The sequence below is a fragment of the Kribbella sp. VKM Ac-2568 genome (assembly GCF_004345365.1).
Taxonomy (GTDB): Bacteria; Actinomycetota; Actinomycetes; order Propionibacteriales; family Kribbellaceae; genus Kribbella; species Kribbella orskensis.
Genome location: NZ_SLVF01000006.1, coordinates 481,484 through 494,820, shown reverse-complemented (window position 1 = coordinate 494,820; position 13,337 = coordinate 481,484). Strand labels below are relative to the sequence as shown.

Here is a 13,337-nt window from a genome sequence, read left to right as displayed (position 1 = left end):
GAGGTCCCCATGACGGATCGATTCCTCGGTGACGCGTGCCCTGACGACCTGCTCGACGCCGGCGAACGGCTGTCGGTCGACGAGCTCAGGGCGCGGCAACTGGCCGGTCTGCAGACCACGGTGCGCGCGGCGTACGAGAACGTGCCGCACTATCGCGCGGCGCTCGACAAGGTGGGTTTCGCGCCCGGCGACCTGCGGGACTTCTCGGACCTGAGCCGGTTGCCGTTCACCACCAAGCAGGACCTGCGCGACAACTACCCCTTCGGCATGTTCGCCGTCCCCCGTGAGCAGGTCGTCCGCGTGCACGCCTCCTCCGGTACGACGGGACGCCCGACGGTGGTCGGCTACACCCGCCGGGACATCGACAACTGGGCCGACCTGATCGCCCGTTCGATCCGCGCCGCCGGTGGTCGCGCGGGCGACGTGTGCCACGTGGCGTACGGGTACGGGCTGTTCACCGGCGGGCTCGGCGCGCACTACGGCGCGGAACGCCTCGGCTGCACGGTGGTTCCGGTGTCGGGCGGGATGACGGAGCGCCAGGTCGACCTGATCCGCGACTTCGGCGCCCGGATCATCATGGTGACGCCGTCCTACTTCCTCTCCATCGTCGACGAGATGGTTGCCCGGGACATGGATCCGCGGGAGACCTCGCTGCGGGTCGGCATCTTCGGCGCCGAGCCGTGGACCGAGCAGATGCGCGCGGAGGTGGAGAGCAAGACGGGGATGCACGCCGTCGACATCTACGGACTGTCCGAGGTCATGGGTCCCGGCGTCGCGCAGGAGTGTGTCGAGACCAAGGACGGCCTGCACATCTGGGAGGACCACTTCTACCCGGAGATCATCGACCCGGTCACCGGCGAGGTGCTGCCGGACGGCGAGGCCGGCGAACTCGTCTTCACCACCCTCACCAAGGAAGCCTTCCCGGTACTGCGCTATCGCACCCGCGACCTGACCCGGTTGCTGCCGGGCACCGCCCGCCCGGGGATGCGCCGGATGGAGAAGATCACCGGCCGCACCGACGACATGATGATCGTCCGCGGTGTGAACGTCTTCCCCACCCAGATCGAGGAACAACTCCTGCTGGTCGAAGGCCTCACCCCGCACTACCTCTGCGTCCTGAGCCGCCCCAACCGCCTCGACGAACTCACCGTCCAGGTCGAAGCCGCCCCCGACCTCCCCACCTCTTCTTACGCCACCGCCGCGTCAGCCCTGTCTCGCCGCGTCAAAAACCGCGTAGGCGTCACCGCCACCGTCGAGGTCCTCCCCCCACACGCCCTCGAACGCTCCCTGGGCAAGGCCAAACGAATCCGCGACGACCGCCGCCGCTAGCCGGGGCTTCAGCGGATCAGGAGTTTGGGGAGGGTTTGTTCTACGCCGGTGCGGAGGTCGGTGAGGGCGTTGGGCTGGTGGGCCAGGTTGCGGAGGAGGGCCTGCTGGAAGAGACCGTCGAAGAGGCCGTACGCCGTTGAGGGGGAGACGGTGATCGGGGTGCCGCTGAGCTCGCCGTAGGTGCTGACGATGCGCCAGATCATCAGTTCGAGGGTCTGGTCGATCTCCAGCACGTCCTCGCGGAAGTTCTCCTCGAAGAGGGCCTGGTTGCGCAGGTCGTACCAGAGGCGGTGCATCGTGCCGTCCTCGTCACAGGTGGTGGCCAGCGCCTGCGCGAAGTCGGTGCGCAGCTGGTCGGCCGACCGGGCCGTCGCCACGATCTGGTCGTAGCGGGTGACGCACTCGGCCTTGTAGAGCTTCACGCAGTACGTGATCAGCTCGACCTTGTCGCGGAAGTAGTAGTGCAGCACGCCGTGCGAGAACTCGGAGTTCTGCGCGATCTCCCGCAGGCTCGTCCGGGCATAGCCGAGCTCGGACAGGGTGCGCAGCGCGGAGGTGGCGAGCTGGGCGCGACGCTCACCGAACTTGTCCACCTGCCGGCGCGAGATCCGGTCCGTCACCTCGGTCACGGTCAGCCTCCAGGGATAGCTCCCGGGCAGTTTAACCCGGCCGGCAGAATTTCTTGACAGTTGTCCAAGAAACTCTTGACGAGTGTCAAGAACTTCGTAACGCTGAGCTCATCGCCCGGTCACCGCACCTCACCGGTGATCGGGCGGTCAGCGTAGGTCCAGCAGCCGGCCGAAAGGGGAGAGTTCATGAGCGGGTACGACCTGACCGGACGAAAAGCCTTGGTGACAGGGGGTGCGCGCGGGCTCGGGGCCGGGATGGCGGAAGCTCTGGCCAAGGCCGGCGCCTCGGTGGTCATCGCCGACATCCAGGAGAACCTCGGCAAGGAGACCGCCGACTCGCTCAAGGACACCGGTGCGACCGCGGCCTTCGTACCCCTCGACGTGACCGACGACGCCGGCTGGGAAGCGGCGATCACCGCGACCATCTCCGAGCTCGGCGGCCTGGACATCCTGGTGAACAACGCCGGCGTCGAACTGTCCGGCCTGGTGGTCGACCTCGACCCGGCCGACGTCCGCAGGATGCTGGAGGTCAACGTCCTCGGTACCGCGCTGGGGCTGAAGCACGCGTTCCGCGCGATGCGGCCGGAGGGACCCGCCGGGACTGGTGGCTCGGTGGTCAACATCTCCAGCGTCGCCGCGACGATCCCCTTCCCCGGTATCTCCGGGTACTCCGCGACCAAGTCCGCGGTGGACCGGCTGACCCGGGTGGCCGCGATGGAGTCCGGCAAGCTCGGCTACGGCGTACGGGTGAACTGTGTGTACCCCGGTCTGGTGCCGACCGAGATGGGCATGCAGCTCGCCGCGGACATGGTCACCCTCGGGCTCTGGCCGTCCGCCGAGGCAGCCGTCGGGGACGTCATCGGGCTGACCCCGCTCGGCCGGCTCGGCGAGGTGTCCGACATCGCCGACGCGGTGGTCTTCCTCGCCTCGGACGCGTCCCGCTTCATCACCGGCGCGGGTCTGCCGGTCGACGGCGGAATGGGGATGTGAGATGAGCAAACCCGTCGTCGTGTACGGCGCCTCCGGGTACACCGGGCGGCTCGTCTGCGAGTACCTGCGCGAGTTCAACGTCCCGTTCATCGCCGCCGGGCGGGACAAGAAGCGGGTCCAGGAGGTGCTCGACCGGGTGCCCGGGATCGACACCGTGGACCACGAGGTGGTCGAGGTCGAGCACGACGTGAGTGCGCTGACCGACCTCTTCCGCGGCGCGAAGGTGGTCAGCAACATGGTCGGGCCGTTCATCAAGTACGGCCCCGAGGTGGTCGAGGCGAGTCTCGCGGCAGGGTGCCACTACCTGGACACCACCGGCGAGCAGGACTGGATCCTGGACGCGCAGGCGAGGTGGGGCGACAAGTTCACCGCCGAAGGGCTGTTGCTCTCCCCCGGCGTCGCGCAGATGTACACCACCGGCGAGATCGCCGCGAACATCTGCCTGGAGACTCCTGGCCTCGACACCCTCGACATCCTGGTGCTCTGGAAGGGGTTCCCGACGTACGCGTCGACCCAGACGATCTTCACCATCCTGAAGGCCGACTGGCACTACCTGGAGCAGAACGAACTGGTGAAGTGGGACCCGCTCACCACCTTCGAGGTGAACGTACCCGGCCAGCACGCGAGTGCCCTCGCGCTGCCGTGGGGCGGGACGAGTCATCCGGTCTGGTTCAAGAACGACCCACGGGTGGCCAACGTGAAGGTGGCCGGCGGGGTGTTCGACCGGGCCGTGATGCAGGGCGTCGTCGACGCCGTGAAGATGGTGGAGACGCAGATCAAGACGCTCCCGGCCGAGCAGCAGGATGCAGCGCTCGGCGAGGTGGCCGCCTCGGTCCAGGCGAGCATGCCCCCGCGGGAGAACCCGCGGATCAACACCTCGCTCGACTCGGTGCACGCCTCCGGGCCGCTCGGCCGGGCGCACTGCGTGATCTACGGCAACAGCAACTACAAGCAGACCGGCGCCCTGCAGGCGTACGCGGCGTACTCCTTGCTGCAGCAGCCACCGAGGCGCGCGGGGCTCGCCTCGGCGTGCCAGGCCTTCGGACACCGCGAACTGCTCGGCGTACTGCGGAGCTTCGGGCTGGTGCTCGAGCCGGTCCTGACCGTTCACCACTAGACCAGGTGCGGGGGCGCCGCCACCACCCCCCAGGCTCCCCCGCACCTGTACCACCTGGAGTTCCGCGTGCGGCTGTTCGACTATCTCGACAAGGGTGCCTCGCTGGGCAGCGACGCCCCCTGCCTGACGATGAACGGTACGTCGCTCAGCTACGGCGAGGTCCAAGAGTTCTCCTGGCAGGTGGCGCGGGCGCTCGACCGGTCGGGGATCGCGCCGGGTGCCAAGGTGGCGATCCTGTCCGCGAACAACCCGATCTCGTTCGCGTGCGTGTTCGGGATCGCCCGGGCCGGCGCGATCTGGTGCCCGGTGAACCCGCGCAACGAGGCGGCCGAGAACCGCGAACTGCTCGACGCCTTCGACTGCTCCTGCCTGATCTTCCAGCGGGCCTTCCTTCCGCTGGTGGAGAAGATCCTCCCGGACCTGCCGAAGCTGACCACCGTGATCTGCCTGGACGATTCCTTGCCTGAGGCAATCAGCCTCGCGGAGTGGCTGGACGCAGTACCGGCTGAGCATTTCGAGCGGGAGCCTTTGGACGACACCGCGTTGCTGGTCGGCACGGGTGGTACCACCGGGCGGCCGAAGGGCGTGATGCTGACCGGGCGGAACCTGGAGACGATGTCGGCGATCACGCTGATGAGCTACCCGTTCTCCGGCCGGCCGGTGTACCTGGCGCTGGCTCCGTTGACCCACGCGGCCGGGGTGCTGTGCTTCCCTGTGCTGACGCTCGGCGGGGAGATCGTGATCATGCCGGCGCCGGACCTGGCCGACTTCCTGACGCTGGTGGAGCGGCATCGCGTCACCCACACGTTCCTGCCGCCGACGCTGATCTACATGCTGCTCGCGCATTCCTCGTTGCCCACGACGGATCTGAGCTCCCTGCAGTGCTTCTGGTACGGCGCCGCTCCGATGTCCGCGGCCCGGCTGGAAGAGGCGCTGACCCGGATCGGACCGGTGATGGCGCAACTGTTCGGCCAGAGCGAGGCGCCGATGATGATCTCGACGATGGCGCCGGCCGACCACTTCCACGCCGACGGCTCGCCCGCGGTCGAGCGGTTCGCCTCGGCCGGACGGCCGTCGCCGCTGACGCAGGTGGCGATCATGGCCGACGACGGGCAGTTGCTGCCGCGCGGGGAACGCGGCGAGATCGTCGTCCGCGGCTCGCTGGTGATGGCCGGCTACTACCAGAATCCCGAGGCCACGGCGGCTGCGGCGCAGTACGGGTGGCACCACACCGGTGACATCGGCTTCCTCGACGACGACAACTACCTCTACATAGTGGATCGGGCGAAAGACATGATCATCACCGGCGGCTTCAACGTGTACTCGGCCGAGGTCGAGCAGGCGCTGATGACGTACCCGGCGATCCGCGACTGCGCGGTCGTCGGGCTCCCCGACGAGAAGTGGGGCGAGCGGGTGACCGCTGTACTGCAACTCCACCCCGGGCTGACCGTGACCGAGTCGGAGGTCCGCAACTACGTGAAGAGCCGGCTCGGCAGCGTCAAGGCGCCGAAGCAGGTGGAGGTCTGGGACGACCTGCCCCGCTCGAAGGTCGGCAAGGTGCTGAAGACCGAGGTGAAGACTCGCCTGTTAAATCAGTAGGCGTTGCTCCGGTCGGGCGCTAGGGTTCTGGTCGAGCGAGAGGAGGTGAGCGCGATGTCGAGTTCTTCCGTCGTGCCGCCTGCCCGCCGCGCCCGCGGCTGACCAGGTGGCGTCCGTACCACCTCTGGAGCTGTGATGACCGTAGTGAACCGTCCGCCGCTGACCTCTGACGAGCGGACCCAACTGACCGGCTGGCTGGACCTGCAGAGGTCCTTCGTCCGGATGAAGTGCGAAGGCCTCAGCGAGGCCGACGCGCACCGCAAGACGCTGTCCACCTCACCGCTGATGACGATGGCGGGCCTGGTGGCGCACCTGCGCTGGAACGAGTACTCCTGGTTCCACCTCAACATGCTCGGCACCCCCGACACGGGCCAGACCCCGTGGACCGAGGGCGGCCACCCCGACGCCGAGATGTTCGTCGACGACGTCCCCCTCGCCCAACTCCTGGACGAGTACGACGAGGAGTGCGCGAGGTCGAACGCGATCATCGCCTCCCACTCCCTGGACGCCGTCGAGCAGGGCCCCTACGCCACCAAGGGCGAAGCCGCCTCCCTCCGCTACGTCCTCTGCCACATGATCGAAGAAACCGCCCGCCACCTAGGCCACCTGGACATCATCCGAGAACTCCTGGACGGCCACACCAGCTACGACCGCCTGCCCGAACCGGAGGGCTCGTGACGGGCCGACCGCCACTCACCGGCGACGAGAGGACCCAGCTGACCGGCTGGCTCGACCTCCAGAGGTCCTTCGTCCGGATGAAGTGCGAAGGCCTCAGCGAGACCGACGCCCACCGCGAGGTGCTGCCGACCTCCCCGCTGATGACAGTGGCGGGGCTGGTCTCCCACCTGCGCTGGGTGGAGTACTCCTGGTTCACCCAGAACCTGCTCGGTACTCCGGACCACGGCGAAACCCCGTGGACCGAAGGCGGCCACCCCGACGCCGAGATGTTCGTCGACGACGTCCCGCTCGCCCAACTCCTCGACGAGTACGACGCCGAATGTGCCCGCTCGAACGAGATCATCGCCACCGTCTCCCTCGACGACGTCGAGAAGGCGGTCTTCCGCGACACAGGCGCAGCCTCAACCCGCTACATCCTCTGCCACCTGATCGAAGAGACCGCCCGCCACGTAGGCCACCTAGACATCATCCGAGAACTCCTGGACGGCCAAACCAGTTACGACAAGTAGTACTAGCGGGGCGGCCTCTCCACGGAGGGGCCGCCTCACCTCCACTTGTCCGGCCGCTCCCGCACCTTGCTGTTGAGCGGGTCATAGATCCGCTCCGGAAGCTGAGACTGCCGAAGAGCCGTCTCGTTGATGCTGAAGAACCCGACATCCGAGAACCGCTTGTGCGGCTGCAGACTGCCGGAGGGCATCGCCAAGATGACCGGGTGCTCGGGCCGGATCCGCTTGATCGCGGCCACCGCTGGAGCGAAGTCCGAATCAGCGCTGATCAACAGAGTCAGGTCGGCCAGCCCTGCGGCAGCGTCCTCGACCATGGCGACTGCCAGCGCCACATCGGTCTCCTTCTCCTCAAAGGTCCGCGGCCTTCGCGGGCAGGTGCAGTGCCAGTGAGCACCGCAGAGCTTGCAAGGCGACAGAGTGCGCTTCTTGAACCATCCGATCTGTACGTCCAGCAGATCACCGGAGTACGCTCGCAGCGCGTCGACATAGTTGATCTGATTCGCCGACGCCGCCGGCTCGCCGCGGACGATGGTGGTGAAGTACCGGACCCTGACCACATCGTCTTCCGGCCTGAGGTGCCGGACGAGCTTGATCAGGTCGAGCCACAGGTATTTGCGCTCGTACTTGCTCTTCATTCCGTAGTAGAGGTTGAAACCGTCGATATACGCGGCGACCGTGCCCACGCCGTGCTCTCCTGTTCGCGAATGCGCGTACGAGCGGCGTGGTACCGTAGTTGTCCCATGCCGGTACGCCCGGCTAGAACGACCCCCTCGCGGGGGTCGTTTTTTTGTGCGTACCGGTTTGGGCGTTCGCGAACGCCTCATCTCCCGACACCGTGGAAAGGGAGAGGCCCCACCGGAGTGGGGCCTCGCGCTCAATCGCCTGGGCGACCGACGGTTGTGCTCAACGTAGCGACCGGTCTACGCCCTCAGCAAGTCAGAGCCATTCGCCGAAGGCGAGGGGGGCTCGGGTGCAGAGGTAGGTGGCCCAGTGGAGGGTGGTGGGGGTGTTGGTGGCGTCTCGGGTGATGCGGAGGAGTTCGCCGGTTTCCCGGCCGGAGATCGTGCGGTAGACGTCTTCGGAGACCTTCTCGAAGACGGCGGGCGGCTTCCAGTCGGGGGCGCCTTGGGCGGTGGCCTGGAGGGTGCCGTTCTTGACCGAGAAGGTGAACGGGCTGCCTTCGGAGAACCAGGTGCCCAGGACGCCGGCCAGGTCGGCGGGGACCTCGGTGCCGGGGGTCCAGGCGGTCGGCGGTTCGGGGTCGTCCTCGAGGACCTTGATCAGCAGGTCGGTGGCGATCGCGGCGGGGTCGGGCGCCGAGGTGGTGTTCATCAGCGTGATGCCGGCGGTGCCGGAGGGGCGGTGCACGAAGCTGCCGGTGATGTGGCCGGGCATGCCGCCGGTGTGGCCGACGAAGACCCGCTCGCCGCGGCGGAACAGCATGAACCCGAGGCCGATGCCGAGTTGCCAGCGGTCCACGTCGGCCATGATCTGCGGCTGGCACATCTCCTCGACGGTGTCCTTGGAGAGCACCTCCGCGACCGGGTCGGCGATGAACATCATCCATTTGGCGAGGTCGTTCGCAGTACTGGCCAGCCCGCCGCAGGCGTCCATCGCGCCGATGTCGATCAGCGGCTCGTCGACCGGTACGTCGGAGAACGGCGGCACGTAGTACCCCTTGGCGGCGGGACCGCCGTCCATGCCGACCGTGGTCCGGGTCAGCTCGAGCGGTTGGAGGATCCGGGCCTGGATCGACTCGTACCACGACCGTCCGTCGAGCCGGGCGACGATCTCGCCGAGCATCGAGTAGACCAGGTTCGAGTAGTGGAACCGGTGGTGCGGCTTGCCGATCCGCTCGGCCCCGTTCCAGCCGCTGACGAGTTCGCGGCGGTCCGGGAACGTCATCTGGTCCCAGACGTCGCCGACGGGTTCGCGCTGCATGCCGCTGATGTGACTGAGCATCTGCCGGAGGGTGATGCCCTCGTGTTTGCTCTCCGGGATGAACTGCTCGATCGTGTCGTCCAGGCTGAGCTTGCCCTCGTCGCGCAGCGCCATGATCGCGACCGCGGTGAAGGTCTTGCTGTGCGAGGCGATCAGGTACTGGGTATCGGCGGTCGGCGCCATCCCGGGGGCGGCCAGGTCGGCCGATCCCACCCCGTCGGACCAGGCCAGCGCACCGGCCCGGGCGACGGCGCCCACGATGCCGGGCACCCGCCCCTTGGTCTGTCGTTCGGCGAGGATCCGGCTGAGCGCGGAACTGGTCTGAGCGGAGATCTCGGTCACCAGCCGACAGTAAGCCATGCCGAGGACCACCGCAGGTGACAAACGACAGGGGTTTGAGCGGGGTCGTGTGGGAGGCTGGAGGAGTGCGCATAGCGGTGCTCGGTCCACTCGCGATGTGGGCGGCCGACGGTTCTCCGCTGGACGTCCGCGGAGTCCGGCTGCGTGGACTGCTGGCGCGCCTGGCGCTCAGCGCGGGCCGGCCGGTCGGGCTCGAGACCCTGATCGACGGTCTGTGGGGCACCGAGGCGCCGAGCGCGAACGCGCTGCAGTCGCTGGTCTCACGCCTGCGGGCCGGTCTCCCCGCCACTGAGTCGAGCATCTCCGTCCAGTCCGGCCCGGCCGGCTACACGCTGACCATCTCGCCGGAGTCCGTCGACGCCCTGCAGTTCGAAGACCTGGTACGCCGTGGCCGGCAGCTCCTCGTCACGGATCCGGCGCAGGCGCGGGCACTCCTGACCCAGGCTGAGCGGCTCTGGCGCGGCGACGCCCTGACCGATCTGCGGGACCTCCCGTTCGCCGCGATCGAGGCGGATCGGCTGAGCGAGCTGCGTCTCGGCGCCGGCGAGGACCTCGCCGAGGCGGCCGTGGCGAGCGGCCACTCGCGCGACGTGATCGCCGAGCTCGAGCGGCTCAGCGTCGCCCATCCCCTCCGCGAACGCTTGCACGAACTCCTGATCAGAGCCCTGTATGCCGATGGCCGCCAGGCGGAGGCCCTCGCGGCGTACGAGCGGGTGCGGGCCACCCTGGCTGACGAGCTCGGCGCGGATCCCGGGACCAGGCTGCGCGAGCTCCATGTGGCGGTACTGCGCGGCGACTCGATCGATCCGGCCGCCACGGCGTCCGTAGTACCGGCTGCTCCTGAGCCCGTACCGCGGAGCAACCTGCGCGCGCCGATGACCAGTTTCGTGGGCCGGGCGGACGACGTGACCGAGCTGACCCGGCTGCTCGGCAACGGCACCCGGCTCGTCACCATGGTCGGCCCGGGTGGCGCCGGCAAGACGAGACTCGCGACCGAGACCGGGCGGACGCTGGTGGACCAGACCGGCGACGGGATCTGGTTCATCGAGCTGGCCCCACTCGGTGACGCGGCCGATGTCGCCCCGACCCTGCTGACCGCCCTGGGCGCCAGCGAGTACGTCGAGAGCCTGCAGACCACCCTGGCGCCGAAGCTGCCGACCCGGCGAGCGGCGACCGAGCGGCTGGTCGAGGTGATCGCCGACCGGCGCATGCTGCTCATGCTCGACAACTGCGAGCACCTGGTCCAGGAGGTCGCCGACCTCGTCGACTCGTTGCTGGCTGCTTGCCCGCGGCTCCGAGTGCTGACCACCAGCCGTGAACCACTGAGCATCCCGGGCGAACACCTGCACCAGGTCGGTCCCCTCGGGCTGCCGCCGGTGGACAGCCTCGACGACGCGTATCCCTCGGTGCAGTTGTTCGTGGACCGAGCCCGCGCCGTACGGCCGGACTTCGCGATCACCGACAACAACCGCCAGGCGATCGCCGAGATCTGCCGCCGGCTCGACGGCATGCCGCTGGCGATCGAGCTGGCCGCGGCCCGTCTGCGGGCCCTCACAGCGCAGCAGATCGTCGAACGGCTGACAGACCGTTTCCGCTTGCTGACCAGCGGTTCCCGGACCGCCCTGCCGCGACACCAGACACTGCGAGCGGTCGTGGAGTGGAGCTGGGAGCTCCTCGATCCCGACGAGCAGGCCGTCGCCCGCCGGCTCTCGCTCTTCTCCGGCGGTGCGACTCTCGAAGCTGCCGAACGCATCTGCAGCGGTCCGGGACTGCCACCCGAGGCCGTGCTCGGCGTGCTGGCCTCCCTGGTGGACAAGTCGCTCGTCGAGGCAGCGGCCGACGACCGGTCGGTCCGTTACCGCATGCTCGAGACCGTGAAGGCGTACAGCGCCGAACAGCTTGCCGCCTCCGGGGAGTACGACCAGGTCCGCGAGGCCCACACCGAGTACTTCGGCGGGCTGCTCCAGCAGGCACGCCCCAAGCTGCGGACCGGCGAGCAGTTGCAGTGGATCGCCAGGCTCGACGCGGACAACGAGAACCTGCTGGACGCGTTGCGGTCGTCGGTCGACCTCGGCGACGCCGCGACCGCGCTGAAGCTCGTGTCGGTGCTCGGCGAGTACTGGAACATGCGCGGCCGGCCGGCGGAGGCGGTCAGCTGGTTCGAAGCGGCACTGGCCGTGCCCGGGCAGTCCGATCCGCTGCAGCGCGCGACCACGCTGATGTTGTACTCGCTCGGTACCTTGTCAAACGGCGAGGACCCGTCGGCGTCGTTCGCCCAGGCCGTCCGCGGGCTCGCCTCGGTCCGGATGCTCAGCCGGCGGCACCGCCGGGTCGCCGAGTCCGGTGTCGGCCGGTTCACCAACGCCGTCTGGGCCGCGGTCCGCCGGGACCGGGCCGGTTCGTTTCGTGAGCTGGACGAGGCTCGCGAGCATCCCGACCCGTGGACCCGGTACATGGCCGTGATGATGTCGGCGATGTTCCGCGAGAACGAGGGCGACGTCGAGCAGATGGCCGCAGACCTGGCCGTCGCGCTGGACGGGTTCCGCACCATCGGCGACCGCTGGGGGATCTCGCTGGCGCTGCGCGGCCTCGCCAGCTACCAGAGCAGCAGGGGCGACCACGATGGCGCGCTGGCGTCGCTGACCGAGGCGTTGCGGCTGATCGGCGAGCTCGGCACCACCGAAGGGGTGTCCCAGCTGCTGGCCCAGTGCGCTCTGAGCCGCGCCGAGCTCGGTGACCTCGACGGCGCGCGGCACGACCTGCACCGCTCGCTGCGACTGGCCGAGGAGACCGGAAGCCGTGGTGGGCAAGGGATCGCGATGATCGGGCTGAGTGCGGTCGCCCGGCGGAGCGGCCGGCTGGACGAGGCGATGGAGCTCGCCGAGAAGTCCTACGCGATGCTCGACCTGCAGGCCGAGCGGGTCGCGCCGCACGGGCAGGCGATGGTGCTCTCCCAGCTCAGCCGGGTCAGCGTGACTCGCGGCGACCAGGAGCGGGCGCGCGACTACAGCAGGCAGGCGGTCGAGCTCGCGCTGAGCACCGAGGACATGCCGCTTGCCTCGGGCATCGTCGAGGCGGTGGCCGACGTCGAGCCGCTGACCGGAGGCGACGAGGTCGCCGCGCGCATCCTCGGACTGGCCGCCGCGATGCGGGGCATGCGGACCGTGCCCGACTCCGACGTCCGGCGCACGGTCGAGCGGTTGCGGGCGAGCCTCGGCACTGAACGGTACGAGACCCTGTATGGCGAGGGCGCGGCGATGATCCGCGACGAGGCGACGGCCGAGCTCCGCAAACGCCTGGATCTGCCTGACCCGCGGGCCGCGGCGGGGATGACCCAGCCCGGTGGTTCGGTCCGAGTCGGCTCCGGTCCGAGCGGGACGTTGCGGACGCCACCGGGCAAGGCCTAGTTCACCATCAGCGAGACGGCCAGGTTGCGGAGTGCGGTCTGGACCTCCTTCTCCGGCGGCCGCGGGTCGGCCAGCATCCAGTCGTAGACGACGGTGTTGACCGCACCGATGAAGCAGAGCCCGAGGAAGCGGAAGTCCTTCGGCGCGATCTCGTTCCGCGCGACCGCGGCCTCGCCGATCCTGCCCACGCTGGAGATGATCAGCTCGCGGAAGGCGATCCGCTGCTCCTCGACCGCGGGACTGGCGCCGACCACCTCGACGAACGAGATCCGGGCCCGGCGCAGGTCCGTCATGATGGTCCGCAGGTAGCCCTCGACGGCCGCGCCGATCCGCTCTCCGACGTGCGCGTCAGCAGTCTGTCTGAGCGCCTCGCCGGTACTGCGGACCGCGAGCTCGATCACCTGGGCATGCACGGCGAGCAGCACGGCTTCCTTGTTCTGGAACTCGTGGTAGAAGTGCCGGGTCGACACTTTCGCCTGTGCACACAGGCGTTCCACCGAGGTCGCGGGGTAGCCCTCGGTCCCGAAGAGCTCCAGCGCGGCGTCCAGCAGACGTTCCCGTCGCGCCGCCTTCCACTCGTCGACCGAGCGTCCTGAATAGCGGCGTGCGGAGGGTTCGCTCATTGCACCTCTTGTCGATACCCCGTGCCTGAACTCTTGTCATCTTAGCCATGCCGACTCGCCATGACGGACGTGTTTTCCGCGAAAAGAACGGTTTTCACTCGTTGCCCGGGGCATCCCGGGTGATCGTTCGTTCGGCATAACCAGACCGGACCGGGAGC

General features: G+C 68.7%; 11 protein-coding genes. 7 read left to right on the top strand and 4 right to left on the bottom strand.

Annotated elements, in window-relative coordinates; genetic code table 11:
- Positions 1 to 9: 9 nt before the first annotated feature.
- Positions 10 to 1,329: a phenylacetate--CoA ligase PaaK gene (paaK, locus tag EV648_RS20375; protein WP_132293837.1), complete on the top strand. Its 1,320-nt coding sequence runs from the start codon at positions 10 to 12 to the stop codon at positions 1,327 to 1,329.
- An 8-nt stretch (positions 1,330 to 1,337) separates the two neighbouring features.
- Here paaK and EV648_RS20370 read toward each other — a convergent pair whose 3' ends face one another.
- Positions 1,338 to 1,958 carry a TetR/AcrR family transcriptional regulator gene (locus tag EV648_RS20370; protein WP_132293834.1) on the bottom strand — a complete coding sequence of 207 codons (621 nt, stop codon included), beginning with the start codon at positions 1,956 to 1,958 and terminating at the stop codon, positions 1,338 to 1,340.
- Between the two features lie 186 nt (positions 1,959 to 2,144).
- Here EV648_RS20370 and EV648_RS20365 point away from each other — a divergent pair, with 186 nt between their 5' ends.
- The 5 genes from EV648_RS20365 to EV648_RS20345 all read left to right on the top strand — a co-directional run bounded on the left by EV648_RS20365 (position 2,145) and on the right by EV648_RS20345 (position 6,851).
- On the top strand, positions 2,145 to 2,948 hold the full coding sequence (locus tag EV648_RS20365; RefSeq protein ID WP_132293831.1) for an SDR family NAD(P)-dependent oxidoreductase: 804 nt from the start codon (positions 2,145 to 2,147) through the stop codon (positions 2,946 to 2,948).
- Between the two features lies 1 nt (position 2,949).
- On the top strand, positions 2,950 to 4,065 hold the full coding sequence (locus EV648_RS20360; protein WP_132293827.1) for a DUF5938 domain-containing protein: 1,116 nt from the start codon (positions 2,950 to 2,952) through the stop codon (positions 4,063 to 4,065).
- A gap of 66 nt (positions 4,066 to 4,131) precedes the next feature.
- A complete protein-coding gene (locus tag EV648_RS20355) occupies positions 4,132 to 5,664 on the top strand; it encodes a long-chain fatty acid--CoA ligase (RefSeq protein WP_132293824.1) in 1,533 nt (510 codons plus the stop codon).
- 135 nt (positions 5,665 to 5,799) lie between these two features.
- Positions 5,800 to 6,342 carry a DinB family protein gene (locus EV648_RS20350; protein ID WP_132293821.1) on the top strand — a complete coding sequence of 181 codons (543 nt, stop codon included), beginning with the start codon at positions 5,800 to 5,802 and terminating at the stop codon, positions 6,340 to 6,342.
- Complete coding sequence (locus EV648_RS20345; protein WP_132293818.1) at positions 6,339 to 6,851, top strand: DinB family protein; 513 nt, start codon at positions 6,339 to 6,341, stop codon at positions 6,849 to 6,851. Before EV648_RS20350 ends, EV648_RS20345 begins: the two co-directional genes overlap by 4 nt.
- A gap of 35 nt (positions 6,852 to 6,886) precedes the next feature.
- On the opposite strand, the gene EV648_RS20340 is transcribed toward EV648_RS20345, so the two are convergent.
- Both EV648_RS20340 and EV648_RS20335 read right to left on the bottom strand, forming a co-directional pair.
- The gene (locus tag EV648_RS20340) at positions 6,887 to 7,531 is read right to left on the bottom strand and encodes an NYN domain-containing protein (protein ID WP_158294028.1); all 645 of its coding nucleotides are present in this window, start codon (positions 7,529 to 7,531) and stop codon (positions 6,887 to 6,889) included.
- A 253-nt stretch (positions 7,532 to 7,784) separates the two neighbouring features.
- Complete coding sequence (locus tag EV648_RS20335) at positions 7,785 to 9,131, bottom strand: serine hydrolase (protein WP_132293812.1); 1,347 nt, start codon at positions 9,129 to 9,131, stop codon at positions 7,785 to 7,787.
- Positions 9,132 to 9,226: 95 nt separating this feature from the next.
- Here EV648_RS20335 and EV648_RS20330 point away from each other — a divergent pair, with 95 nt between their 5' ends.
- Positions 9,227 to 12,556, top strand: coding sequence for a BTAD domain-containing putative transcriptional regulator (locus tag EV648_RS20330; RefSeq protein WP_132293809.1), 3,330 nt, complete (start codon positions 9,227 to 9,229; stop codon positions 12,554 to 12,556).
- On the opposite strand, the gene EV648_RS20325 is transcribed toward EV648_RS20330, so the two are convergent.
- Positions 12,553 to 13,179: a TetR/AcrR family transcriptional regulator gene (locus tag EV648_RS20325; RefSeq protein ID WP_132293806.1), complete on the bottom strand. Its 627-nt coding sequence runs from the start codon at positions 13,177 to 13,179 to the stop codon at positions 12,553 to 12,555. The two genes, EV648_RS20330 and EV648_RS20325, sit on opposite strands and share 4 nt — an antisense overlap.
- Positions 13,180 to 13,337 lie beyond the last annotated feature (158 nt).

What these genes read in the sequence shown, in the direction of transcription:
- EV648_RS20365 (WP_132293831.1), top strand. Translation starts at nt 2,145, where the DNA reads ATGAGCGGGTACGACCTGACCGGACGAAAAGCCTTGGTGACAGGGGGT.
- paaK (WP_132293837.1), top strand. Translation starts at nt 10, where the DNA reads ATGACGGATCGATTCCTCGGTGACGCGTGCCCTGACGACCTGCTCGAC.
- EV648_RS20325 (WP_132293806.1), bottom strand. Translation starts at nt 13,179, where the DNA reads ATGAGCGAACCCTCCGCACGCCGCTATTCAGGACGCTCGGTCGACGAG.
- EV648_RS20350 (WP_132293821.1), top strand. Translation starts at nt 5,800, where the DNA reads ATGACCGTAGTGAACCGTCCGCCGCTGACCTCTGACGAGCGGACCCAA.
- EV648_RS20360 (WP_132293827.1), top strand. Translation starts at nt 2,950, where the DNA reads ATGAGCAAACCCGTCGTCGTGTACGGCGCCTCCGGGTACACCGGGCGG.